Below are 24,093 nucleotides of genomic sequence, written 5' to 3'. Positions count from 1 at the left end.
CTCTTGCTATACCTGTCTAAACCTTATTCTTTGTCTTTTTAAAAGAGCCGCACCCGTGTGATTCAGTCTTGTCGTGCTCAAGGGCGTAATACCATAAAGTTCCTGAGTCAGGCTGTGTCCTTAGCAGTCAGGCAGCGTTCTCACGAATTGTCTCTGATTCCGCTTTTGAAGTGAGTGGGGTGACTTTGTCAATCTCTACACCTGAATGCTTACTCCTGTCAAAACCTTACGTCCTTTGTCTGTCAATCCTCTAGCTATGGGGTTTTGCTCTTTGGGAGTAGGATAATCAACCTCAAGATAAATTATATGGGGGTGACTGAATGTAATCTCTGGCTTTTCATTACAAACAACGATTACTCTAAATTCCGATGATGTTTGATTACATACTGATTTTACACAGTGTTAAAATAATTTAGATACTTCGAAGATTTGGAAATATTTCGACTCTTGAGTGGAATTACGAAAACTAGCATGATTAACCTTTATTGATAGAAAAACAAGCTAAAAAACTCCCATGACTTTGACTAATTTAGCCAAAGTAACGAGAGTTTTAATGTTAGGGTGAGGTAGCCATGGCGTTATGGGAACCTTGCAAACAACCAACCATTTCGTCAGCTATCAACTAACGAAAATACTGCCAATAGTTTCCGATGTACCCCTATGAAATATTAAGTTCAGGGTTTTGAACCCTTTTTCCTGATGCTTTCCACCGATTTGGTTTTTGATCGTAGATGGGCAAGGAGTTCTCATCAAGAGAGACTCAGATCAGGGTTGATGATTTACCGTCAACCATAAACCGTCAATCATAAACCGTCAACACAACCCGATCACTTAAACCATCTAAGTCAACAAAGATACAAGTTAATGATGCCAGTTATATGGTGAGCAGTTGCTGGAAGCATTTTGGTGAATTAGTGAACTAATCAGTTAGCTAAATATCGCTCAACGACATTAACTAACTCTGATGTCCAGTGGTGAGCAAGTTGAGAATTGGCGGCTTCGACCATCACCCGGATCAGGGGTTCAGTACCAGAAGCACGAACCAGAATTCGACCTTGGTCTCCCATGGCTGCTTCCCCTTTTGCGATCGCATTCGTGATGGCCTCACACTCTTGCCATCCACGTCGGCGTTCTCGGTCTTCTACCCTGACATTACGCAGCAGTTGGGGGTAAGTCTGGAAACTTTGGTCTACTAACTCCCCTAAGGTCATCCCAGATTCATGCACCAAAGAAGCTATATGTAAAGCAGTTAACATGCCATCCCCAGTCAAACCATAATGGTGACAGATGATATGTCCCGATTGCTCACCCCCTAGCATAGCTCCAGTTTGGAGCATTTTAGCTTGGACATGCTGATCTCCGACCGCTGTCCGTAGGAATTTACCCCCCAACTGCTTCCAGGCTCGTTCAAATCCTAAATTTGCCATTACCGTTGCTACCATTAGGTCTTCTGGTAGCTTTTGGGCAGCACGTAAGGTTTGACCCCAAAAATAGAGGATGTAATCTCCATTGATCTCCCGACCCTGGGCATCTACTGCCATCAATCGGTCTGCATCACCATCAAACGCAAACCCAAGATCTGCTTGGTATTCTTTTACCGCAGCTTTGAGGGGTTCGAGGTGAGTCGAGCCACAATTGACATTAATGCGATCGCCATCTGCCTGGTCATGTAAGCAAATGACTTGTGCCCCCAACTGCTCAAATACTTGTCCTGAGAGTCGCACTGCTGCCCCCCAAGCCAAATCCAGCACAATTTTCATGCCTTGTAAATTCGTCATTCCTTTCAGAGGACGGTGAAGTGCTGCGGCATAATCGGTGACCAACCCTGGGCGATAGTGATACTTCCCTTGGGTTTTACTCACTACAGTCTGATCAGTAAAACCCCTCAATCCAGCTTCTATATGCTTTTGCAGCTCCTGAGATAGCTTAGTGCCTTTCCCGCTAAAAAACTTAATCCCATTGTCTTCTGGAGGATTATGACTAGCAGAAATCATCACACCCCCTATGGCACTTGTAGCACTGCACAGGTAGGCAACACCAGGAGTGGGACATAATCCCAGGTGCCACACCTCTAGACCTGCTGTAGTCAGCCCCTTAGCTAAGGCTGTTGCCAACATATCACTAGAGTTGCGCGAATCCTGCCCCAAAATCACCGGTCCTGGTACAGCTGAGTATTCCTGTAACACCAGACCAGCCCAGAAACCCACTTGTAACGCCAAATCTTCACTGAGCAATGTTCCTGCTCGTCCCCGAATGCCATCGGTACCGAATAATGGGGTTGTCGGTAGAGTTAGGGGTTGCCAAGGTAACCTGACATTGGGGCAGTTCATTGGCTGATTCTTGGATGAGAACTCAGCACTATTCCATCCCTGGATACGGACAGGGGATGTAACCATAATTTCAATTTCCTCACATTACACACTCACTGTGGAGAATAACACTTTATTTTGCTTTGGTAGATATTCATCAATACATCCAACCCATGTTTGTAAACAAATACATCCTTGTGATCAGATTATGATCCAAGTACATTCAGATTATGATCCAAGTACATTTAGCCCTGTGAGCGCTTTGGCCAGACTTTATCAAAGATTTACTCAACCATTGACTAACTAGATCAAAGTATATTTAGCCCTGTTAGGCTTCTGGCAAGACTTTATCAAAATTGACTAACTAGATCCAAATACACTTAGGTTCCAAGAGCCTTCGGGCAAAACTTTACCAAAATTTACGTTCCTCCCTAGGAACTTAGCAGCCACCACCTGGCAAAGATGGTAAATTAAACACCAGCATTCTCCAACAACTTTTCCATAGTTTCCAAACTCAGTCCTTGCTGAAGATAACGAGGAGACTGTGGATTATAGGGAGCAGCCACTCGATCTATGCTAATGATCTTTGCCTGTGGTGGTAAGACCGCTACATCTGGGTCAAAGGATGTCGGGCGCATTAAAGAACTCGAAAAACCTTTAAAAATAGCAATTTGATCCTGTTCACCAGCTATCTGTGCGGTAACGATCAATACCTCTTTTGGGCGTTTGATGGTGTATTGTTCTAGACGCCTACCAATGGAATCCATCATCTGTGAGTTTTCAGTTGTGAGTTTGTAGTTGTGGCATTGCCTATTAGCAGGATAGGATGGTCAGTCGAGCTTTCTCGTAGTGGTAGTGACCATTAAATCTGATCAGCGCGGTTTGCCTGTAGGTTAAGTAGAATTCCGAATCCGTTAATCAACCTCCTTTGAACCAAGACTCCCCCGGCATAAGCGCCGTGGGGAGTCTCAAAGAAGATGCTACCGCCCTAAAAAATCCATTGCCAAAACCCATGTCATGGTTCAATAGCTGATCGTCCTTGTTTGCCGAGACGAAACAGAACGAAATAGCTTAAGTAAAGGACATAGAAGAATAATCCCACCATTCCCATAAAACCCAAAAATCCAGGGGTATAACCAGCATGGAAATACTGTTTGAATAACAAAGGCGGCTCCCTCAACACCTGACAAAATCCAGATGTGATTGCTCCTGGGACAAAGGCACAACGTAGAAATGGAATGCTGGCGATTGTCCCCAGAGTACAGTAAATAGTCATAGCCCAACGCCAAGATGTCAATGCTAGCTTCAAGGGAGTAGGTGGTCTATCATCAATCTCCTCATTCAAGTCAATCCAAAACCACAGGGAGATCGGGATTAAAATACGGGAGCTCAAAGCAGACACATAAGCAATCGGCCAACCGACAATCAACAAGTAAACTGTAATCGCTAGGATACTGGAAACACGCCAATAGATAATCAACAGTCGTACCATCGCATCTGCTTTCTGGAAAAATGCCCAAATTAGCAGCATCAAGGGGATAAATACTGTGAACAGAACTGCCAAACGGTAGTCCATCCAAACCAGTAATTGAATAATTTCATCTTGCATTGCTTGTTGCCGAAATGACCTTGATCTATGTTATTGCACCAATGCCCATACTGGAAATCTAGAAACAAAGCCAAGGAAAGCATCAGGCCAGTAACGCCACCAAAAAGGGTAGCAGGAGCAAATCCTAATCGGGGATTTACTCCTGCTACCCTTATGCAGAGTATTTGGCAGAACAATCCTAGAGTCTAGTCATCATATACCCGGCACTCAGCTGCGTCAGGATTATCATCACAGTACTGCTCAAGGGAGTTTTTGGGATTGGCATTTTGCCGCTTATGGGAAGCCTCTGCTTGTAGTTCTTCTACTGTATCCCAAGCTACTGCACATTCGTCTGAAGTCGCCCCTTCAGCATCACAAACGGCTCTAGCTTGTTCACGCTCTTGGTCTATTTTCTCTTGTAATTCGCTCATCTGTCTTTCGCTTTTATAATTTGATGATGTCTATTTTTATTTTGCTGATAGGATGGGTAGTAGTCACCAACCGCGCTTAGCAAAATAGTTAACGATAGGAGGCTTAATAACTAGTAATTTCGTTGAAAAGACGACCTAGTTGCTTAGGTTTTGTGCAACTCCTATCAGGGGTAAGGTTTGCCGGATTTTCTCCCGCTTCCGGGAACGGCAGCGATGCAGCGCGGTCTTGGGGAGGCAGCGACGACCTGGGGGGGTTCCCCCCATGAGCGACTGCCGTGGTTTCCCCCACTCGCGCTTTGCATGGCTGACAATGTTGTAAAGGCTGGTTGGGCTAGCAGCACATGTTTCCCTCACCTTAACTACTAGCGACAGAGCTACGAACTTGCGGTCATTCATAGGTGTCGTGACCATTACAACGATCGGACCAGTGTCCATTACCTGCATCTTAGCTAGGAAATTCCGGATTAACCAGAAATTACCAGGGAATAAACTAAGAGCGCTACTTTAATTAGCTACTTTAATTAGCTACTTTAATTTCTTAGGTTAAAGCAAAAGACCTGCTTTAACACAAATTTGTTCTTTATTTTTTAAGGTTTTCCCAATTCCCCCTTACACCCTAGTAGCTTATACCACTTCTATAACTCTTGACCCATTCCCCTTTGACTCGATCGATCTTGACATAGCTAACTTAGTAGTGTAATTGGGGTAGTGTGGTTGGGGTGGAATTTACCTTTAGCCCTTACCCTTCTTGCTATGGCTGACTTGAGGAAGGACTTCAAGTTAGAGGAAAGGCGAATTTAAGGGAAGCTGTCTGATTTACCGACTATATTACGAATTGTTACCCTTAAATTGCAGTAGAGCGGATGGCTAATATAGCAATAACTATTCATACGTTAGGCAGATATGGAGAGATTTCATCAGGCGCGCCTTAAGAAACACAGTTTATAACCCCCCTAACGCGCTTCTTTTGATAACTACTAACTTAGATTAAGTTATATTAAATTTAGTGTACCACAATAAATCCTCTGCTCAGTATCAGGTAAGGCTTAGTGGAAGTCTGCGGTAATTCACCGTTATCATAAAACCTTGAGGAGTGGCCAATCCCCTCAATAGGGAATGGTATCGGGAGTGAAATAGGTAGATATAGATGGCTAATGTGATCAAGTGGGCAAATGCTCTATCAACCCGTGCATCATTAGAAGCGGCAGTGGCCGAAGTGGCAGACTGCCTTGAGAAGTCTTTGCCTTCAAAAGCAGATTTGGGTCTGGTGTTCATCTCATCTGCCTATGCCAGTGAGTATCCTCGCCTCATCCCCCTGCTCCAAGAACGATTGTCTTTACCCGTGCTGATTGGTTGTGGTGGAAGTGGCATCATTGGGATGAACACCAATGGGTTAGCTGTGGAAGTTGAGGGAGGACCAGCCCTAAGCCTCAGCCTAGCCTGTTTGCCTGATGTTAGTGTCAAGAGCTTTCATATCCCTGGAGACGCCTTGCCAGATTTGGATAGTCCTCCTGATGCTTGGGTGGACTTGATTGGAATTTCCCCCCAAGAGCAACCCCAGTTTATTTTATTCTCTGACCCCTCGTCATCTAAAATTAATGATTTGCTCCAAGGGTTGGATTATGCTTATCCAGGGTCAGTCAAGGTAGGAGGACAGGCTAGTGGTAGCTCTATGATGGTTAAGAATGGCTTGTTTTGCCTGAAAGACCAGAACCAAGTGGCTAAGTCTCTCTACCATGAAGGAACTGTGGGGGTTGCTCTAAGCGGCAATATTCTATTAGAAACCATTGTTGCTCAAGGCTGTCGTCCTATCGGTGAAACCTATCAGGTGACTAAAGCAGACCAGAATATCCTGCTGGAATTGACACCCCTCGATCAAGGCAAGATCACCAACAGTGAGCCAGCATCCCATCCCCCATTAATGGTGTTGCGCGAGTTAATCCAAAGTATGGATGAGGCAGACCGTAAACTGGCACAACATTCACTCTTTGTCGGAGTTGCCCGAGATGAGTTTAAACAACAGCTCGGTCAGGGAGACTTTCTGATTCGCAATCTGTTAGGTGTGGATCCGAGGATTGGTGCGATCGCTATTGCTGATCGGATTCGACCCGGTCAACGTATTCAGTTCCACCTCAGAGATGCTCAGACTTCAGAGGAAGACTTGGCACTCCTTCTTGAGGACTATCAAAAGCAAACTAACACCACTCCAGCTGCTGGTGCTTTGATGTTTTCCTGTCTGGGGCGAGGAGAAGGGCTTTACGGTAAACCTAATTTTGATTCCCAACTATTCCACCGTTATCTCAAGGATATTCAGCTGGCGGGCTTCTTCTGTAACGGGGAAATTGGGCCAGTAGGCAGTAGTACGTTTTTGCACGGTTTCACGTCAGTTTTTGGGATTTGCCGTGCGAAAGAGTAACAATTATGGCTTAATCACAAAAACAGAACAGAATGAAGAATGAAGAATTAAGAATGAAGAATTAAGAATGGATAAATTCTAAATTCTAAATTCTAAATTCGTAAGCATTCAGGTGTAGAGATTGACAAAGTCACCCCACTCACTTCAAAAGCGGAATCAGAGACAATTCGTGAGAACGCTGCCTGACTGCTAAGGACACAGCCTGACTCAGGAACTTTATGGTATTACGCCCTTGAGCACGACAAGACTGAATCACACTTAATAATGTTGCTGAACGCTCAAACCCATTCCAGGAGCGAGACCCCCCTGCGACTTTACGCTTAGTCACTGCCAAACGCAAAGAGCGCTCTGCCCGATTATTATCGGGTGGGACTTGTGGGTAGTCTAGGAAATACCACCATTGCTCGGACTTGTGCCTCAAAGACTTGAGCAACAACCCCGCAGCGATTTGCAGCTCTTGAACTCCAGCTCTCAATTGCTTCAGTTACTCGCCCCTTGAAAGACTCAGCCCAAGAAGCATAAACTGATGCCTCACCAGTCTCACGCCACTGACGGTGTTGGGCAAAGGCTTCATCAATCAACTCAATAAAGGCTTGACCCAAGCCTTGTTGGTGAGGCTGTTTCAGACGAGCGACTTGCTGAAAATGTCGTCGTAGATGAGCCAGACACTTTTGTTGAGCTGCAACTTTATAACCGTTGTAGACGCTAAAATCGTCGGAACTGAGGACTCCTGCAAAACTCTGACCAAGTAGATATTCAAGTTCGGCTCTTGAACGAGTGTCCCCGGCATGAAACAAACTATATCCGTATCCTGAAAGCACCCACATCCATTCTTTCACCCCATTGACCAACCATGGAGACTCGTCAACGTGGACATGAGTTTGATTCTTGACCCACTCTTTTAATTCACTCACATGTGGAGTAACGGCAGAGGCGACTCGCCGGGTGGTGGCTTCTAAAGTTCCTAAACTTACCTCGATGTTCCCAAACTCTTGCAACCATTCCTGTTGCTTTTGATAAGACAAATGACCGTAGTGTCCCAACCAAACCAGCATTGCCTGCAAGTTAGCTGACAAGTCTTGTCCTGCAATGACATTCTCGGGTAACTCTCCCCCAACCAGAGTCCCACAGTGATTACATATCCGTCGCCTCTGCTGGTACTCTACAATTTCGATCGGATGCTCTACCAGTTGAGCCACCACATAGCTTCGGGTTGAGCAATCCCTACTTTCCCACTGATTTCCCTGACAGATCGGACAACTTTGAGGTTCGACTACTACATATCGGTCAACCCGCCCAAATCCTTTTCGGGTTTTCCCTTTGTGTCCTGGTTGTCCTCCTGGTTTTCGTTTCTGCGAATCTGATTCCTTCGACGGTTTTTTTTCTGACCTTCTGATTAAATCACTTGATGGGGGTTTTGATGAAGTCTGGCTGTCTTTGTTCAACAGACTTTTGAGGCGTTCCACCTCCCCAATCAGTTGTTCAATCACTTGTTGCTGTTGCAGCACCAGCTCCACCAGAACTGATTGGGGCAGCAGTTCCAGAGCTTCAAAGCTATTTGGGATAGCTGGCGGTTTGATTTCCATGGTTCTACACTACTACTCATCCTTCCCTTTTTGTCAACCCCATCACCTGAATGCTTACCTAAATTCTAAATTCTAAATTCTAAATTCTAAATTCTAAATTCTAAATTCTGGGGAATCAGTAACTACCTGACTACTGACAGAGCATTAACTAGAGTGTTTTTCTCTTATTGTTCTACTCCCTTTGACCCCCCAGCATCAAGCTGAGTTCGTAAGCGCACAGATTGAGCATGAGATGGTAGACCTTCTGCTTCAGCAAGAGTCTCAATAGCACCAGCCACTTTATGGAGGGCTCGGTCGGAATACTGAATCAAACTGGAGTGCTTCATAAAGGTTTCCACACCTAGGGCAGAAGCATAACGAGCAGCACCTGAAGTTGGTAGGGTGTGATTGGGTCCAGCCAAGTAATCACCTACTGCTTCAGGGGTTGAGTTACCCAGGAAAATTGCCCCAGCGTGGTGGATATAGTCTAGTAAGTCCCAAGGTTGGGTAATTTCTAGTTCTAAGTGTTCTGGAGCAAACTCATCAGACAGTTGTGCTGCCACTTCCAAAGAATCAACAACAACGATTAGACCATAGTGAGCGATCGCTTTTTCTGTCAACAGGCGTCGTGGATGGTCTTTTAGTTGCTGCTGCACTTGCCCCTGCACTTGTTTGGCTAAATTAGCATCAGTGGTCAGGAGAATCGCTGCTGCCATTGGGTCATGTTCTGCCTGAGCCAATAGATCGACAGCCACATGAACTGGATTAGCTTTCTCATCCGCAATAATTAATACCTCAGAAGGACCAGCCAGGGAGTCAATCCCTACAATACCGTAAACCAGTTTCTTGGCCAGGGTTACGTAAATGTTACCCGGACCGCTAATCACATCCACGTTGGGAATGGTTTCGGTCCCAAAGGCTAACGCTGCAATTGCTTGGGCTCCACCTACCCGGTAAATCTCATGAATACCGGCTTCCTGAGCAGCCACAAGCACAGCCGGATTAATGCTTTGATCTGGTCTTGGTGGGGTGACCATTATAATTTGGTTAACCTGAGCTACCTTGGCTGGGATAGCATTCATTAACACAGTACTGGGATAGGAGGCTCTACCTCCTGGAACATATAGTCCAGCCTTATCTACAGCAGTGTAGCGCTTCCCTAAAACCACATCATCTTCACCAAATTGCACCCAGGATTTGGGAACTCGTTGTCGATGAAATGCCTCGATTTGTCTGGCGGCTAATTGAATCGCATCCAGTAATTCTTTGGAGACCTGTTGGTAAGCCGCATCTAGTTCCGAACCGCTAACTCGCAGTTGTTCTCGACTCAATCTCAGCTGATCAAATTCCTCAGTGTAGTGCAGGAGCGCTACGTCTCCTTGGCGCTTCACTGCCTGTAAAACTTCCCTTACAGTTGCCTCTTTGTTCAGCATTTGGTCAGAAGCCGTGCGATCGCGGATACGTCGCAGTTCAGTTTGTGCCTCAGCCTGCTCAGTTATGATTCGCAGCATGGAGTCGGAGTGCCCATCACGCTAGTGTTGCTCGTCCTAGACCAGGTTTATACACTTATCCTGATCAAAGGTGTCTATATTTCCTGGACTTACTTTAAGAATATAGCTTAAAGAGGGTGATGATTGGGTTACGCTATGGGTGTTGATACTAGTTTACTATGATATATGGTATTATGTTATTTCTGGTATCATACCATTTTCTACTGGACGTAACTCATAAACTCAATTAAGTTAACTAAGTTAAGTAAACACTGCTGTGGCTAATAACAAGTCTGCCCTCAAACGCATAAATATAGCCGAACGGAACCGAGTTCGGAATAAAGCCTACAAATCAGCGGTGAAAACGCTGACGAAGAACTATTGTGCTGCCTTAGAAGAGTACGAACGCCAACCAAGTCCGGAGACCTTGGCAGAAGTTAAACTTCGAATGTCAGAAGCATACAGCAAAATTGACAAGGCTGTCAAGCGTAAGGTACTTCATCGTAATAATGGCGCTCGGAAAAAAGCAAGTCTTGCCAAAAAGCTCAAAGCTATAGAGGCTCAACTTAACGCTAGTGTGACCGAATCACCTGCTGTATGATCAGATTGCCAGGCCTCACCTGGCGGAGCGCTAAGTGGTGATTAGTTGAGCAAAAACCGCTGTAAATTAAACTAAAACTAGATAAATAGATTAAAAACTGTATTGATGCAGTTGATTGATACCCACGTCCATATCAACTTCGATGTCTTTGAGTCGGAGTTAGACCAATTGCGGCAGCGATGGCTTGAAGCTGGTGTGGTTCGTCTAGTTCACTCTTGCGTAGAACCGTCTGAGTTGACAGGCATCCAAGCTCTAGCAGAGCGATTTCCCGAACTCTCCTTTGCGGTAGGCTTGCACCCCTTAGATACCGAAAAATGGACTTCCGAAACGGAAAATCAGATTTTGACCCTAGCGCGCTCTGATTCTAGGGTCGTAGCTATTGGAGAAACGGGTTTGGATTTCTATAAAGCAAAGAACCAACAACACCAAATAGAAGTGTTCAAAGCCCAACTAGGGATTGCCCACCAACTCGGCTTGCCACTGATTATCCACTGCCGTGACGCTGCTGCAGAAATGAGGGGCATACTGCAAGAATTTTGGCAAAGTACCGGATCAATAAGAGGCGTGATGCACTGTTGGGGAGGTAATCCTCAACAGACACAGTGGTTTTTGGATTTGGGGTTTTACATAAGCTTCAGTGGCATTGTGACCTTTAAGAATGCCACTCAGGTAAAAGAATCAGCCACCATGGTACCTAGCGATCGCTTACTCATCGAAACGGATTGTCCGTTCCTTGCACCAGTACCCAAGCGAGGAAAACGAAATGAACCAGCCTATGTCCGCTATGTAGCCGAGTGCGTTGCCGGATTACGAGGGATATCTCTAGAAGAGTTGGCTGCTCAGACCACCCAAAATGCCTGTCAGCTTTTTGGTCTTAGCCTATCAACAGCAACTGCTGGAAAAATAGGGATTGGGTAAATCTCAACCAGACCTGAAAGGGGAAAACCTAAAGGTAGGTTCTTGATAATCTCAAATCCCTTACTCTGCTATGGTTCAGTAGAAAGAGAATAATGCGGAGACTCCTAGGCTTGCGGTGAACACCTATAAGAGGAAATAACAGGAAATAATCCGACTCTCCGACTCTTTGAATAGTACTTTTGGAAGAGGCTTACCGAGGGATGGTTGACAAAAGTGGAATCAGATGCTACCCTAGGTATTCTGAAGACAACTAACCCAACGATAAGCCCCACAACGGTTTTAGTCTCCAGCTAAGCACACCCTAAGCACAACCCATGTGTAGGGCAGGGCACATCGACGGTGACAAGTGTAACAACAACAACTAGCACTGGGAGCAATTACTCCAAGTCCAGTATAGTGTTTTTGTTGTTTTCCTGATGCCTGAGTTTCTGTCAATCTAGTAATAGACATGGTTTAAAATCCCACAGATGGATGCGCGAGAAGTTGAAGATTAAAGGCACTCTAAGCCATTTGATTCAAAACTATGAACATCCTATACCTAGAGTAGGGTTACCTGAGGTCGCAGGTGTTCAGCTTAAGAATTCCACGTTTACTTTATCTGTGGGAGTGTCAATTCTAACAGTTGATCTAGTATCTATTAGCTCGAACCCAAGTTTTAAGCAATTGTTCAAGTACAAGTACTGCCTTGGGAAGGGAATCAAAATCGGCGCTGACTTAAAAAGAGTGAAGAACAGACCCCATGACTAATCAGACTTACACAACAGCTACCTATATGTTGCCAGACTTAGTTGAAATTCAGCGTGCTAGCTTTCGCTGGTTCTTGGAGGAGGGGCTAATTGAAGAACTCAATAGCTTCTCGCCGATTACCGACTACACTGGCAAAATGGAGCTGCACTTCTTGGGTAAAAACTACAGGCTTAAGTCTCCTAAATATGATGTGGATGAAGCCAAGCGGCGAGACAGTACCTATGCCGTACAAATGTACGTTCATACCCGCCTGATTAATAAAGAAACTGGGGAGATCAAGGAACAAGAAGTCTTCATCGGTGATTTGCCTCTGATGACAGACCGAGGCACATTTATCATTAACGGTGCTGAGCGAGTCATTGTTAACCAAATTGTTCGCTCTCCTGGAGTTTACTACAAGTCTGAAACTGATAAAAACGGACGTCGTACCTACTCAGCCTCCTTGATTCCCAACCGGGGTGCTTGGTTGAAGTTTGAAACCGATAAAAATAACTTAGTGTGGGTGCGCATCGACAAAACCCGTAAACTGTCTGCACAAGTGCTTTTAAAAGCCTTGGGGCTTGGTGATAGTGAAATTATAGATGCTATGCGCCACCCAGACTACTATCAAAAAACCCTTGACAAAGAAGGGAACCCCAGTGAAGAAGAAGCCCTACTTGAGCTGTACCGCAAGCTGCGTCCTGGGGAACCTCCCACTGTTAGTGGTGGTCAGCAGTTATTGGAATCCCGTTTCTTTGACCAGAAGCGTTATGACCTAGGTCGGGTGGGTCGCTACAAAATCAATAAAAAACTACGGCTGAATATTCCTGACACGGTAAGGGTATTGACCCCCCAAGACATACTAGGGGCAATAGATTACCTAATCAACCTGGAATTTGACATTGGTAGCACAGACGATATTGACCACCTAGGGAATCGCCGAGTACGCTCTGTTGGGGAACTACTGCAAAACCAAGTACGGGTGGGACTCAATCGCCTAGAGCGGATTATTCGAGAACGGATGACCGTTTCAGAATCCGATACCCTTACCCCAGCCTCATTGGTAAACCCCAAACCCCTAGTAGCAGCGATTAAGGAATTTTTTGGCTCCTCTCAGCTTTCCCAGTTTATGGATCAGACCAATCCATTAGCTGAATTGACCCATAAACGGCGTCTGTCTGCCCTAGGTCCTGGGGGGTTAACTCGCGAACGGGCAGGTTTTGCAGTGCGGGATATTCATCCATCTCACTATGGCAGAATTTGCCCCATTGAAACTCCAGAAGGTCCCAACGCAGGTCTGATTGGCTCCTTAGCAACCCACGCTCGGGTTAACAATTATGGTTTTATAGAAACTCCTTCTTACCCAGTAGAAAATGGGCGAGTCCTAAAAGACCGACCGCCCTTGTACATGACCGCAGATGAAGAAGATGACCTGAGGGTAGCACCAGGAGATATTGCCTTAGATGAGGAAGGTTACATCCTGGGAGAGTCTGTACCAGTCCGATATCGACAAGAATTCACCACCACCACCCCTGACCAAGTGGACTATGTGGCGGTATCACCAGTGCAAATTATCTCCGTTGCCACCTCTCTAATTCCCTTCTTAGAACATGATGATGCCAACCGAGCTCTGATGGGCTCAAATATGCAGCGGCAAGCTGTGCCATTGCTTCGACCTGAGCGCCCCTTAGTGGGAACAGGATTGGAAGCCCAGGCCGCTCGGGACTCTGGTATGGTCGTGGTTGCTGCCAGTGATGGTGAGGTGGTGTATGTCGATGCCAACACAATTCGGTTACAGCCTTATCAAACCACCATCAAAGAAACCCCAGCCCTGCCAGGGGAAAAGGGCAATGAAAATGAGTTAGAATTCCCTATCCCTATCCAACCAAAAGAAACCCCAGCAATTATTGAATACTCCCTCCAAAAGTACCAGCGCTCTAACCAAGATACCTGCTTGAATCAACGGCCCTTGGTGTATGTAGGAGATGAAGTGGTGGCAGGTCAGGTCCTGGCAGATGGCTCGGCTACGGAAGGGGGTGAAATCGCCCTGGGACAAAATATTCTAGTAGCTTATATGCCTTGGGAAGGCTATAACTACGAAGATGCCATCTTGGTTAGTGAACGGCTAGTTTACGATGATGTCTACACAAGTATTCACGTTGAAAAGTATGAAATAGAAGCGCGACAGACTAAACTAGGTCCGGAAGAAATAACCCGAGAAATTCCCAATGTGGGGGAAGATGCCCTGCGTCAGTTAGATGAAACCGGGATCATTCGCATTGGAGCCTGGGTAGAAGCTGGGGATATCTTGGTGGGGAAAGTTACTCCCAAGGGGGAATCAGACCAGCCACCAGAAGAAAAACTATTGCGAGCTATATTTGGAGAAAAAGCGAGGGATGTACGGGACAATTCTCTACGAGTGCCCAATGGTGAAAAAGGGCGTGTGGTAGATGTGCGGGTATTTACCAGAGAGCAAGGGGATGAACTGCCACCGGGAGCCAACATGGTAGTGCGTGTATATGTGGCTCAGAAACGGAAAATCCAGGTTGGTGACAAAATGGCAGGTCGTCACGGCAATAAGGGAATTATTTCCCGGATTTTGCCCATCGAAGATATGCCCTACCTGCCGGATGGTACACCTGTAGATATTGTACTCAACCCCCTGGGAGTACCCAGTCGCATGAATGTGGGTCAGGTATTTGAATGTCTATTAGGATGGGCTGGGGAACACCTGAATGCCCGATTTAAGCTTACTCCCTTCGACGAAATGTACGGCGCAGAAGCATCCCGCCTCACAGTCCATAACAAGCTTAAAGAAGCCAGTGATCAACCTGGTAAAGAGTGGGTATTTAATCCCGAGCATGCTGGAAAAATTACTGTATACGATGGTCGTACCGGAGAAGCCTTTGACCAACCAGTCACAGTAGGGCAAGCCTATATGCTCAAGCTCGTTCACTTGGTAGACGATAAAATTCACGCTCGCTCCACCGGACCGTACTCCCTAGTCACCCAGCAACCCTTGGGGGGTAAAGCCCAACAAGGTGGTCAGCGGTTTGGGGAAATGGAAGTCTGGGCATTAGAAGCATTTGGAGCATCTTACACCCTCCAAGAATTGCTCACTGTCAAATCAGACGATATGCAAGGGCGCAATGAAGCTCTCAATGCCATTGTGAAAGGAAAAGCTATTCCCAGACCTGGTACTCCCGAATCCTTCAAGGTACTGATGCGAGAACTCCAATCCTTAGGACTCGACATAGCAGTTCACAAAGTCGAAACTACAGAAGACGGTAGTAGCAATGATATGGAAGTTGATTTAATGACCGATACAGAACGCCATCGCACACCACGCTCACCAACTTATGAATCCCTCAACCAGGAAGAGTTGGAAGAAGAACAAGCCTAAAAGGTTGCTCTATAGGAGTGTCTGTCAATAGGGAAATGACAAAATTATGAAAAGCCAAATAGAACAGCGGTTTGACTACGTAAAAATTGGTATTGCCTCTCCTGAGAGAATTCGTCAATGGGGAGAAAGGACTCTTCCCAACGGTCAAATGGTCGGTGAAGTGACTAAGCCAGAAACCATTAACTATCGCACCCTCAAACCGGAGATGGATGGGCTGTTCTGTGAGCGCATCTTTGGTCCAGCTAAAGACTGGGAATGCCATTGTGGTAAGTACAAGCGAGTGCGCCACCGAGGTATTGTCTGTGAACGCTGTGGTGTGGAAGTGACCGAGTCCCGGGTCAGGCGTCACCGTATGGGATACATTAAATTAGCCGCACCCGTGGCTCACGTCTGGTATCTCAAAGGCATTCCTAGCTACCTCAGTATTTTGCTTGATATGCCCCTGCGGGATGTAGAACAGATTGTCTACTTCAACGCCTACGTAGTACTAAACCCAGGTAATGCGGAAAACCTTAGCTATAAACAGCTACTCACCGAAGACCAATGGCTGGAAATTGAGGAGCAGCTCTATAGCGAAGACTCAGACCTATCTGGGGTAGACGTGGGGATTGGGGCTGAGGCTCTGCAACGACTCCTACAGGATTTGGATTTAGACGCGATCGCAGAAAAGCTGCGAGAAGAAATTGCCGCTTCTAAAGGTCAAAAGCGAGCTAAGCTGATCAAACGGTTGCGGGTGATTGATAACTTTATTGGCACCGGGGCTCAGCCAGATTGGATGGTGCTGAGTGTTATCCCTGTCATTCCCCCCGACCTGCGACCGATGGTGCAACTAGATGGGGGTCGCTTTGCTACCTCTGACTTGAATGACCTCTATCGACGAGTGATCAACCGCAACAATCGACTAGCCCGGTTGCAGGAAATTCTGGCACCAGAAATTATTGTCCGCAATGAAAAGCGGATGCTTCAGGAAGCTGTGGATGCCCTGATTGACAATGGCAGGCGAGGACGGACGGTGGTAGGGGCAAACAATCGACCCCTGAAGTCCCTCTCTGACATTATTGAAGGTAAACAGGGTCGCTTCCGGCAAAACCTGCTAGGAAAACGGGTGGATTACTCCGGACGGTCAGTGATTGTAGTCGGCCCAAAGCTGCATATCCACCAGTGTGGTTTGCCCAGAGAGATGGCGATTGAGCTGTTTCAACCTTTTGTGATTCACCGCCTGATTCGTCAGGGTTTGGTGAATAACATCAAAGCAGCTAAAAAATTGATTCAACGGGGAGATCCCACTGTGTGGGATGTACTCGAAGAAGTGATTGCAGGTCACCCGGTGATGCTAAATCGAGCCCCAACTCTACACCGACTAGGAATTCAAGCCTTTGAACCTATTTTGGTAGAAGGTCGTGCCATTCAACTGCACCCCTTAGTCTGTCCAGCCTTTAATGCTGACTTTGATGGCGACCAGATGGCAGTACATGTGCCTCTATCCCTAGAATCCCAAGCAGAGGCTAGGTTGTTAATGCTGGCATCCAACAATATTCTCTCACCAGCAACAGGTCGCCCTATCATCGCACCGAGTCAAGATATGGTCTTGGGATGCTATTATCTAACCGCCAAAAATCCCAATGCAACCAAAGGAGCAGGTCGTTACTTTGCTAACCTCGACGATGCAATCAAAGCCTACGAACAAAAGCAAGTACACCTGCATGCCTATATTTGGGTGCGCTATGACGGCATAGTTGACACAGACGAACCAGATACGCAGATGATTTCTGAAGAATCTTCACCCGATGGTATGGTGACCAAAGTCTACAACAACCGGCGAGTTAGGGAAACAGCCGATGGTGAACTTATTTCCCAGTACATCCGCACCACCGCAGGTCGGATCATCTACAACAAAACTATTCAAGAAGCCCTATGGGGCTAGGTAAAAGGTAAGCATTTAGAATTTAGAATGCGTGAATTTAGAATTTAGAATGCGTGAATTTAGAATGCGTGAATTAGGAAATTTAAGATAATTTAGAATGCGCGAAATCATGATTTTAAAGTCTTAGTTCTTAATTCTAAATTCTTAATTCTAAATTCTTAATTCTTAATTAGTCATCCCCTTCAAAAGCATCATGGCAGATAAAAAAGCTCAAAAAGACTTGATTTTTTATAACCGGATTGTTGATAAAGGTCGGTTAAAAAAGCTGATATCTTGGGCGTATACCAAATACGGCAGTGCCCGGACAGCCCAAATGGCCGATAAACTCAAAGATCTGGGGTTTCGCTATGCTACCCAGGCAGGGGTTTCTATCAGTGTAGATGACCTGCAAGTGCCACCAGCTAAACGCCAAATGTTAGATGAGGCGGAAGCTATGATTCGTGCCACAGAAGGCCGGTTCACTAGGGGTGAAATTACTGAAGTTGAACGGTTTCAAAAAGTTATCGATACCTGGAACGGAACCTCTGAGGCTCTCAAAGATGAGGTGGTCCGTAACTTCAAAGACACAAACCCCCTCAATTCAGTGTACATGATGGCTTTTTCCGGAGCACGGGGTAACTTGTCTCAGGTGCGGCAATTGGTAGGTATGCGGGGTCTGATGGCTAATCCCCAAGGTGAAATTATTGACCTACCGATTAAGACTAACTTCCGGGAAGGCTTAACGGTAACCGAATACATTATCTCATCCTACGGAGCCCGCAAAGGCTTGGTGGATACTGCCCTAAGAACGGCTGACTCTGGTTACCTCACCCGTCGTCTGGTGGATGTTTCCCAGGACGTGATTGTACGAGACCTTGATTGTGGCACCAGTAGGGGCATCAAAATCACACCCATGACCGATGGCGATCGCGTTTTAATTTCCCTAGCGGATAAGCTCTTAGGTCGAATTGTAGCAGAGGAATTGGTTCATCCAAAAACCGGGAAAGTAATTGCTAAACAAAACCAAGATGTATCTGATGAACTAGCCAAAGAGATTGAATCGTCTGGTATTAAAGAGGTAATGGTGCGATCGCCTCTAACCTGTGAAGCCCAGCGGTCAGTTTGCCAGAGATGCTATGGTTGGAGCTTAGCTCATGGGCACATGGTGGATTTGGGCGAAGCGGTGGGGATTATTGCTGCCCAGTCTATTGGGGAACCAGGAACTCAGTTGACTATGCGGACCTTCCACACGGGGGGTGTGTTTACCGGGGAAGTGGCACGCCAGCTCTCTGCTCCCATGAAGGGTGTCGTAAGCTTTGGCAAAGGCCTACGTACCCGCCAAGTTAGGACTCGCCACGGTGACGACCGTCAACAAGTGGAACTAGCTGGGGATCTGATTTTGCAACCCACCAATGGCTCTGGCAAAACCTTTCCTTTAACAGCGGGCTCCTTGGTCTTAGTCAGTGATGGGCAAACAGTCAGCAAGGGTGATCTCTTAGCAGAAGTAGCCCTGAGTAAAAGCCGTCCTTCCACAGAAAAAGCGGCTAAGGATGTGGCATCGGACTTAGCCGGGGAAGTGCTATTTGCGGACTTAGTCCCTGAGGAAAAAACAGATCGACAGGGTAATACAACTCGGATTGCCCAACGTAGCGGTTTACTCTGGATTTTATCTGGGGACGTCTATAACCTACCCCCTGGTGCGGAACCAGTGGTGAAAAATGGGGATAGTGTAGAGATTGGCACAGTGCTGGCGGAAACTAAATTAGTCACACTCAACGGTGGTGTGGTGCGACTGACCCCAGGCAAAAGAGAAATTGACATTATCACCGCTTCCGTCCGCTTGGATCAATCACAGGTGAGAATGGAAAGCACGGGGGGTCGGGAACAATATGTGATTCACACCGCCAATAATCAGCACTTTTCCCTGAAGGCAACCCCTGGCACAAAGGTAGTCAACCACCAGGTGGTGGCGGAACTGATTGATGACCAATACTACACTAAAACCGGTGGCATTATTAAATATGCTGGTGTAGAGGTGGCTAAACGGGGTAAAGCCAAGCAAGGTTACGAAGTTACCAAAGGCGGTACCTTACTCTGGATTCCGGAAGAATGCCATGAGGTCAACAAGGATATTTCCTTGCTGCTTGTGGAAGACGGTCAATATGTGGAAGCAGGCACAGAAGTGGTTAAGGATATCTTCTGTCAGTCGTCAGGTGTAGTGGAAGTTGTCCAAAAAAATGACATCCTCCGGGAAATTGTGGTTAAGCCTGGAGAATTTCATCTGGTGGAAAACCTACCAGAGACCATGACTAGTGAGGGTCAGCTAATCTATCCTGGCTCGGAGGATTTGCCAGGGATAACGGTAGACAACCTTTGTTATGGAGAAGCAGTTGACACACCTGATGGTATGGGACTGTTGCTGCGGCCAGTAACGGAGTTTGCTGTACCAGATGAGCCAGCGGTTCCCTCTCAGGCGTCCATTAATACCCAAAACAATTCCAACGAAGCTACCCAAGGAACCCAGATTGAATTGCGAGCCATCCAACGCATTCCCTATAAGGATGGAGAACGGGTCAAGTCTGTAGATGGGGTGGAATTACTCCGCACCCAGTTGGTATTGGAAATGAGCAACCCCGATGGTAGCAATGACCATACTAGTAGTTCATCCCAGCTGAGTGCTGACATTGAGTTAGTTGCTACTGAGGAGGAGGAAGCCTCTGAGGATATGCGATTACAACTGGTGATCCTGGAGTCGTTGGTGCTTCGCCGGGATACCAATGCAGATCCGTTAGGGGGCAATACCAAAACCCGGGTTTTAGTCAAAGATGGGGACGAAATTCCTCCAGGTGCGGTAGTGGCTCGAACAGAAATTCAGTGCAAGGAAGCTGGTGAAATCCGGGGGATTCAAGAAGGATTGGAAGCCATTCGCCGAGTACTGGTGGTCAGGGATGCTGACCGAGTGACAATGCCGATTACCTCTCCTGCCACAGTTAAAGTAGGGGATTTGGTCGTTGGTACCAACACCTTAGCTGAAGGGACACCTGCTCAAGAATCAGGTCAGGTGGTTCAGGTAAGGGATGATGCCGTTATCCTGCGACTGGCTCGTCCATACCGAGTTTCTGCGGGGGCAATTTTGCAAATTGACAAGGGAGATTTGGTGCAGCGGGGTGATAACCTGGTGCTACTGGTGTTTGAACGGGCCAAGACAGGGGATATTATCCAAGGTTTGCCCAGGATTGAAGAACTACTAGAAGCTCGCAAACCCAAAGAAGCCTGTATCTTGGCCAGACGTCCTGGAGAAGCCCAGGTGATTTATGAAGAAGGCGAAACCGTTGATATCAAGGTAATTGAGTCAGATGGAGTCGTGACCGATTACCCCATTTCCCCTGGGCAAAATGCTATTGTTTCCGATGGTCAGCAAGTCGGTACCGCTGAACCCATCACCGATGGCCCAGCCAATCCCCATGAAATTTTAGAGATTTTCTTCAACTACTGTCTCGAAAAGAGAGGTGTCTACGAAGCGGCTTTAAAGGGATTGCAACAAGCACAGGCATTTTTGGTAAATGAAGTGCAGTCGGTTTATCAGTCTCAAGGAATTGATATTGCTGATAAGCATATTGAGGTGATTGTTCGTCAGATGACCTCTAAAGTCAGGGTAGACGATGGTGGTGATACCACCATGCTACCAGGAGAACTTGTGGAGTTGCGGCAGATTGAGACAGTCAATGAAGCTATGGCGATCACTGGTGGTGCCCCAGCTCAGTATACACCGGTACTACTGGGAATTACCAAAGCATCCCTTAATACGGATTCATTTATCTCTGCTGCTAGCTTCCAAGAAACTACTCGTGTGCTGACAGAAGCAGCAATCGAAGGTAAATCTGACTGGCTCAGGGGTCTGAAGGAGAATGTCATCATTGGACGTCTGATTCCCGCAGGGACTGGCTTTAATGCTTACCAAGAGAGCAATCTTGGTAGTCCAGAACCAGAATTCGACCATGGGAATAGCATGGTCTATGGCTATGGTGAACCCACCGATAGTCCTGAATTACCCCAAGATAACCTTCTTGATGATAATACCGCCCGTGCTTACAGCTTAGATGAGCAGAGTGATTTGGCTGCTGATCCTAGCAACTTAGACCTCTTGAATGGAAATTTTCCAGAATAAGATTGAACTTACCCCTGGATAAATCCTGGTAAAAACAAGGGCGTCTGAATCACGAGCTTTTTAAACGCTTATGATCAGACGCCTTTACAGTATGATTCAGTATGATTAAGTCCGATCTTTGATAATATCCTACGGTTTGGTTCCTATTAAAACACCAAAAGCCAATCTTGACCAGGCTTCAAGCTAGCTGTATGCTTAGCTCTGGATGCAGCCGCTCATCAGTTTTCCACGGGGCTTACAAGGTGCAGACGCAACCCTGGGCACACAGCCTCCAATGATTTATAATACACCGGGGCTGGACTAACGTAGTGTGATCTGAAAACAAAAATAAGGGGTTATAAACATGACAACTGTCAGTAAAAGTGAAAAACTCAAGGAAATACAGGAAGCCTATAAAAAAAGTAATAATTCGATGGCTTATGAGTTGTGTAGAGTATTTGAACAGGTCTGGCAAGTTGCTCCCGATGAATCACCCTTAGCAATCGCCAATAAGATTATGTTAAAAGATATATCTTATTTTATGTTTGTGTTTGATTTGGACACGGAGGAAGGTTATAGCGAAAAGCTCAAACAGGCTAGCAAGGAATCATTTAGAAGTCGTAGAGAATGGCGTCAAAAATTAGAAGACTTAGAAGGTAAAAAACAGCTGGAAGCAGAAGAAGAGGAAGTTAAGGAAAATTTGTTAAATTTACTAAATGATTCTAGCGCTGATACTGATAGCAAGATCAGAGAAAATTTATTAGATATAGTAAAAGCTTGTCTTTGATTAAACCAGAGCATTACCCAGCTCTCTACTATACCAAAGGGAACAGGGAACAGGGAGTAGTGAGTAGGGAGTAGGGAACAGGGAACAAAATTCTCACAATTCATTTAGGATTGCTATACCATCACTGTTGCTTCAATGCTCCCTTGCTACAAGTTACAGGTAAATCAAAGGGTCTCTGGCTCACATCAGCCTTGATCAGCTCAGTTATTGACAAAAGTCATAACTGGGGGTATAGAGTTAAGCAGAAAATTGGGGAAAAAGGGATTGACCGTAGGTCAGGCTACGCGATGCTCCTTTGGAGCCGCTACGCGATCGCATTCGGCCAATCCCCTGTCCCACTTACCTTCATGTAGGGTGGGCAGTGCAGCAGACCGATTCACCAACCTAGTCATAGCCTTGCTAAGCACTGCCCACCAAACCATTAATCACAATGGTCCGAGATCTAGGGTGGGCAGTGCAGTAGACCGATTCACCAACCTAGCCATAGGCTTGAGTTTGCACTGCCCACCAAACGATTAATCACAATGCTCCGAGATCTCAGTTAAACGGAGAGGAAAAACAGGGGAAAGACGCGCTAGATCAAAGAGATTTTAACTAGTCAGTTGTTTCCGAGACGGTGTACTAGTCGTTATACAAAGATCAGATCCCCTTGGCTATAGCCATCAGGAACTATAGCAATAATGTCAATGTTCAAACTAGCCGGCATGGGAACAAGCTTCAAACTATCCGCTACGCTCATACCTCCAGCAATATTATTAGCAATCTGTTCCACTGAACCAATATTTGTCAAATCAGAAGGAGACAAGCCTGGAGTGATAGCAATAAAGTTTTTTAACAAGACATAGTTGCTGCCTTTGTGGAGTTGAATTGTATCTATACCAGATTCGAACTTCTCAATTAGAGCAAAGTCATTGAGACCATAAGTTCCTCCCCCCCGACATAGTAAGGATTGTTCTTATCTCCAATCACGAATGTATCTTTACCAGCTCCTCCGTTTAACCTATCAGTTTCATTCATACCTGGATTGTTACTGGTGGGATCTACACCTATGAGGGTGTCATTACCAGAGCCCTCAAATATAAAGTCATTACCTAAGCCGCCAATCACAATGTCGTTACCTGAGCCGCCAGACAGAAAGTCATTACCTGAGCCACCTAACACAGAGTCTAGGAAGGGGATGATTGAGCTCAGCGATGGTTTTGTCGTCTTGCCTAACAGCATTAGCGATGCAGCGAGGTCTTGGGGGTTTCCCCCACTCGCGCTTTGCATCAAGACAGGGAGCAGACCTATTTGTGAACACCATCAAGCTCTCAATCATCCCTTGGCTTACGACTGCCATTAGATTAGCGATCGCTTTACTGAAACCTCAACTAAACAGGATTAGCCAGTGATTAGCCTTGAGTGTTAGCAGTGATTGTGATCCCCTTTGCTGTCAAGCGTTGCCTCAGTCATGACTTCCAGATGTAAATTTTTGTAAAAATCCGCATAATTTCCTAAGCTTGACCTGATACTTACTTGGATGGTTTAGTTGTAAATTTTTGTAAAGAAATTATGGAATTTGCTGGATTCCCTGTTGAGTCTTTGATAGAACTTACAGCCCTTGTAAGTTTTCGATAGTGCTCATCAAACGAGGTCTAAGGTAATACACATTTACTTTGCATCGGCTGATTGGTTGCAATGTGATTGACTGTTAACTGTAAACAGTTGACTGTCAACGATAAACTGTAACCTTGATGTTTAAGCCACAGTCTGTACATTGGTGACAAGTTAAGAGAAAAAGCCTTTTGTCAAGAGGGGGGATTGCCTCAG

General features: G+C 46.1%; 16 protein-coding genes and 1 pseudogene. 8 read left to right on the top strand and 9 right to left on the bottom strand.

Going from position 1 to position 24,093, the window contains the following annotated elements:
* Window positions 1–923: 923 nt before the first annotated feature.
* The 4 genes from glmM to BJP37_RS20150 all read right to left on the bottom strand — a co-directional run bounded on the left by glmM (window position 924) and on the right by BJP37_RS20150 (window position 4,328).
* On the bottom strand, window positions 924–2,396 hold the full coding sequence (gene glmM, locus BJP37_RS20165; RefSeq protein WP_075901432.1) for a phosphoglucosamine mutase: 1,473 nt from the start codon (window positions 2,394–2,396) through the stop codon (window positions 924–926).
* Window positions 2,397–2,779: 383 nt separating this feature from the next.
* Window positions 2,780–3,079, bottom strand: coding sequence for a DUF7734 family protein (locus BJP37_RS20160; RefSeq protein WP_075901430.1), 300 nt, complete (start codon window positions 3,077–3,079; stop codon window positions 2,780–2,782).
* A gap of 245 nt (window positions 3,080–3,324) precedes the next feature.
* Window positions 3,325–3,918 (bottom strand): DUF3177 family protein, encoded by a 594-nt coding sequence (locus tag BJP37_RS20155; RefSeq protein ID WP_075901428.1) that lies wholly within the window; start codon window positions 3,916–3,918, stop codon window positions 3,325–3,327.
* Between the two features lie 185 nt (window positions 3,919–4,103).
* A complete protein-coding gene (locus tag BJP37_RS20150) occupies window positions 4,104–4,328 on the bottom strand; it encodes a Calvin cycle protein CP12 (protein WP_070393952.1) in 225 nt (74 codons plus the stop codon).
* 1,147 nt (window positions 4,329–5,475) lie between these two features.
* On the opposite strand from BJP37_RS20150, the gene BJP37_RS20140 reads away from it, so the two are divergent.
* Complete coding sequence (locus BJP37_RS20140; protein ID WP_075901424.1) at window positions 5,476–6,744, top strand: FIST signal transduction protein; 1,269 nt, start codon at window positions 5,476–5,478, stop codon at window positions 6,742–6,744.
* Window positions 6,745–6,883: 139 nt separating this feature from the next.
* Here the strand turns inward: BJP37_RS20140 and tnpC are convergent.
* Window positions 6,884–8,330: pseudogene (tnpC, locus tag BJP37_RS20130) on the bottom strand (IS66 family transposase).
* A gap of 164 nt (window positions 8,331–8,494) precedes the next feature.
* Complete coding sequence (gene hisD / locus BJP37_RS20125; protein ID WP_070393949.1) at window positions 8,495–9,820, bottom strand: histidinol dehydrogenase; 1,326 nt, start codon at window positions 9,818–9,820, stop codon at window positions 8,495–8,497.
* A 256-nt stretch (window positions 9,821–10,076) separates the two neighbouring features.
* Here hisD and rpsT point away from each other — a divergent pair, with 256 nt between their 5' ends.
* A complete protein-coding gene (rpsT, locus tag BJP37_RS20120; protein ID WP_075901420.1) occupies window positions 10,077–10,400 on the top strand; it encodes a 30S ribosomal protein S20 in 324 nt (107 codons plus the stop codon).
* A 105-nt stretch (window positions 10,401–10,505) separates the two neighbouring features.
* Window positions 10,506–11,318 (top strand): TatD family hydrolase, encoded by an 813-nt coding sequence (locus BJP37_RS20115; protein ID WP_075901418.1) that lies wholly within the window; start codon window positions 10,506–10,508, stop codon window positions 11,316–11,318.
* A gap of 279 nt (window positions 11,319–11,597) precedes the next feature.
* Here BJP37_RS20115 and BJP37_RS39650 read toward each other — a convergent pair whose 3' ends face one another.
* On the bottom strand, window positions 11,598–11,768 hold the full coding sequence (locus BJP37_RS39650) for a hypothetical protein (RefSeq protein WP_158069684.1): 171 nt from the start codon (window positions 11,766–11,768) through the stop codon (window positions 11,598–11,600).
* 289 nt (window positions 11,769–12,057) lie between these two features.
* Here BJP37_RS39650 and rpoB point away from each other — a divergent pair, with 289 nt between their 5' ends.
* From rpoB to BJP37_RS37000, 5 genes are all read left to right on the top strand, one after another.
* On the top strand, window positions 12,058–15,447 hold the full coding sequence (gene rpoB, locus BJP37_RS20105) for a DNA-directed RNA polymerase subunit beta (protein WP_075901414.1): 3,390 nt from the start codon (window positions 12,058–12,060) through the stop codon (window positions 15,445–15,447).
* 46 nt (window positions 15,448–15,493) lie between these two features.
* Window positions 15,494–17,371, top strand: coding sequence for a DNA-directed RNA polymerase subunit gamma (locus tag BJP37_RS20100; RefSeq protein ID WP_075901412.1), 1,878 nt, complete (start codon window positions 15,494–15,496; stop codon window positions 17,369–17,371).
* A gap of 193 nt (window positions 17,372–17,564) precedes the next feature.
* Window positions 17,565–21,518: a DNA-directed RNA polymerase subunit beta' gene (locus tag BJP37_RS20095; RefSeq protein ID WP_075901410.1), complete on the top strand. Its 3,954-nt coding sequence runs from the start codon at window positions 17,565–17,567 to the stop codon at window positions 21,516–21,518.
* Between the two features lie 343 nt (window positions 21,519–21,861).
* A complete protein-coding gene (locus BJP37_RS20090) occupies window positions 21,862–22,284 on the top strand; it encodes a hypothetical protein (protein ID WP_075901408.1) in 423 nt (140 codons plus the stop codon).
* A 249-nt stretch (window positions 22,285–22,533) separates the two neighbouring features.
* Window positions 22,534–22,803, top strand: coding sequence for a hypothetical protein (locus BJP37_RS37000; RefSeq protein ID WP_143727704.1), 270 nt, complete (start codon window positions 22,534–22,536; stop codon window positions 22,801–22,803).
* Window positions 22,804–22,912: 109 nt separating this feature from the next.
* Here the strand turns inward: BJP37_RS37000 and BJP37_RS20085 are convergent, their stop codons facing one another.
* Together BJP37_RS20085 and BJP37_RS20080 are read right to left on the bottom strand one after the other, a co-directional pair.
* Window positions 22,913–23,122: a hypothetical protein gene (locus tag BJP37_RS20085; protein ID WP_075901406.1), complete on the bottom strand. Its 210-nt coding sequence runs from the start codon at window positions 23,120–23,122 to the stop codon at window positions 22,913–22,915.
* Window positions 23,123–23,181: 59 nt separating this feature from the next.
* On the bottom strand, window positions 23,182–23,553 hold the full coding sequence (locus BJP37_RS20080) for a calcium-binding protein (RefSeq protein WP_075901404.1): 372 nt from the start codon (window positions 23,551–23,553) through the stop codon (window positions 23,182–23,184).
* Between the last annotated feature and the right edge of the window lie 540 nt (window positions 23,554–24,093).

This window comes from Moorena bouillonii PNG (assembly GCF_001942495.1).
Lineage (GTDB): Bacteria > Cyanobacteriota > Cyanobacteriia > Cyanobacteriales > Coleofasciculaceae > Moorena > Moorena bouillonii.
This window is presented reverse-complemented; position numbering and strand designations above follow the sequence as displayed.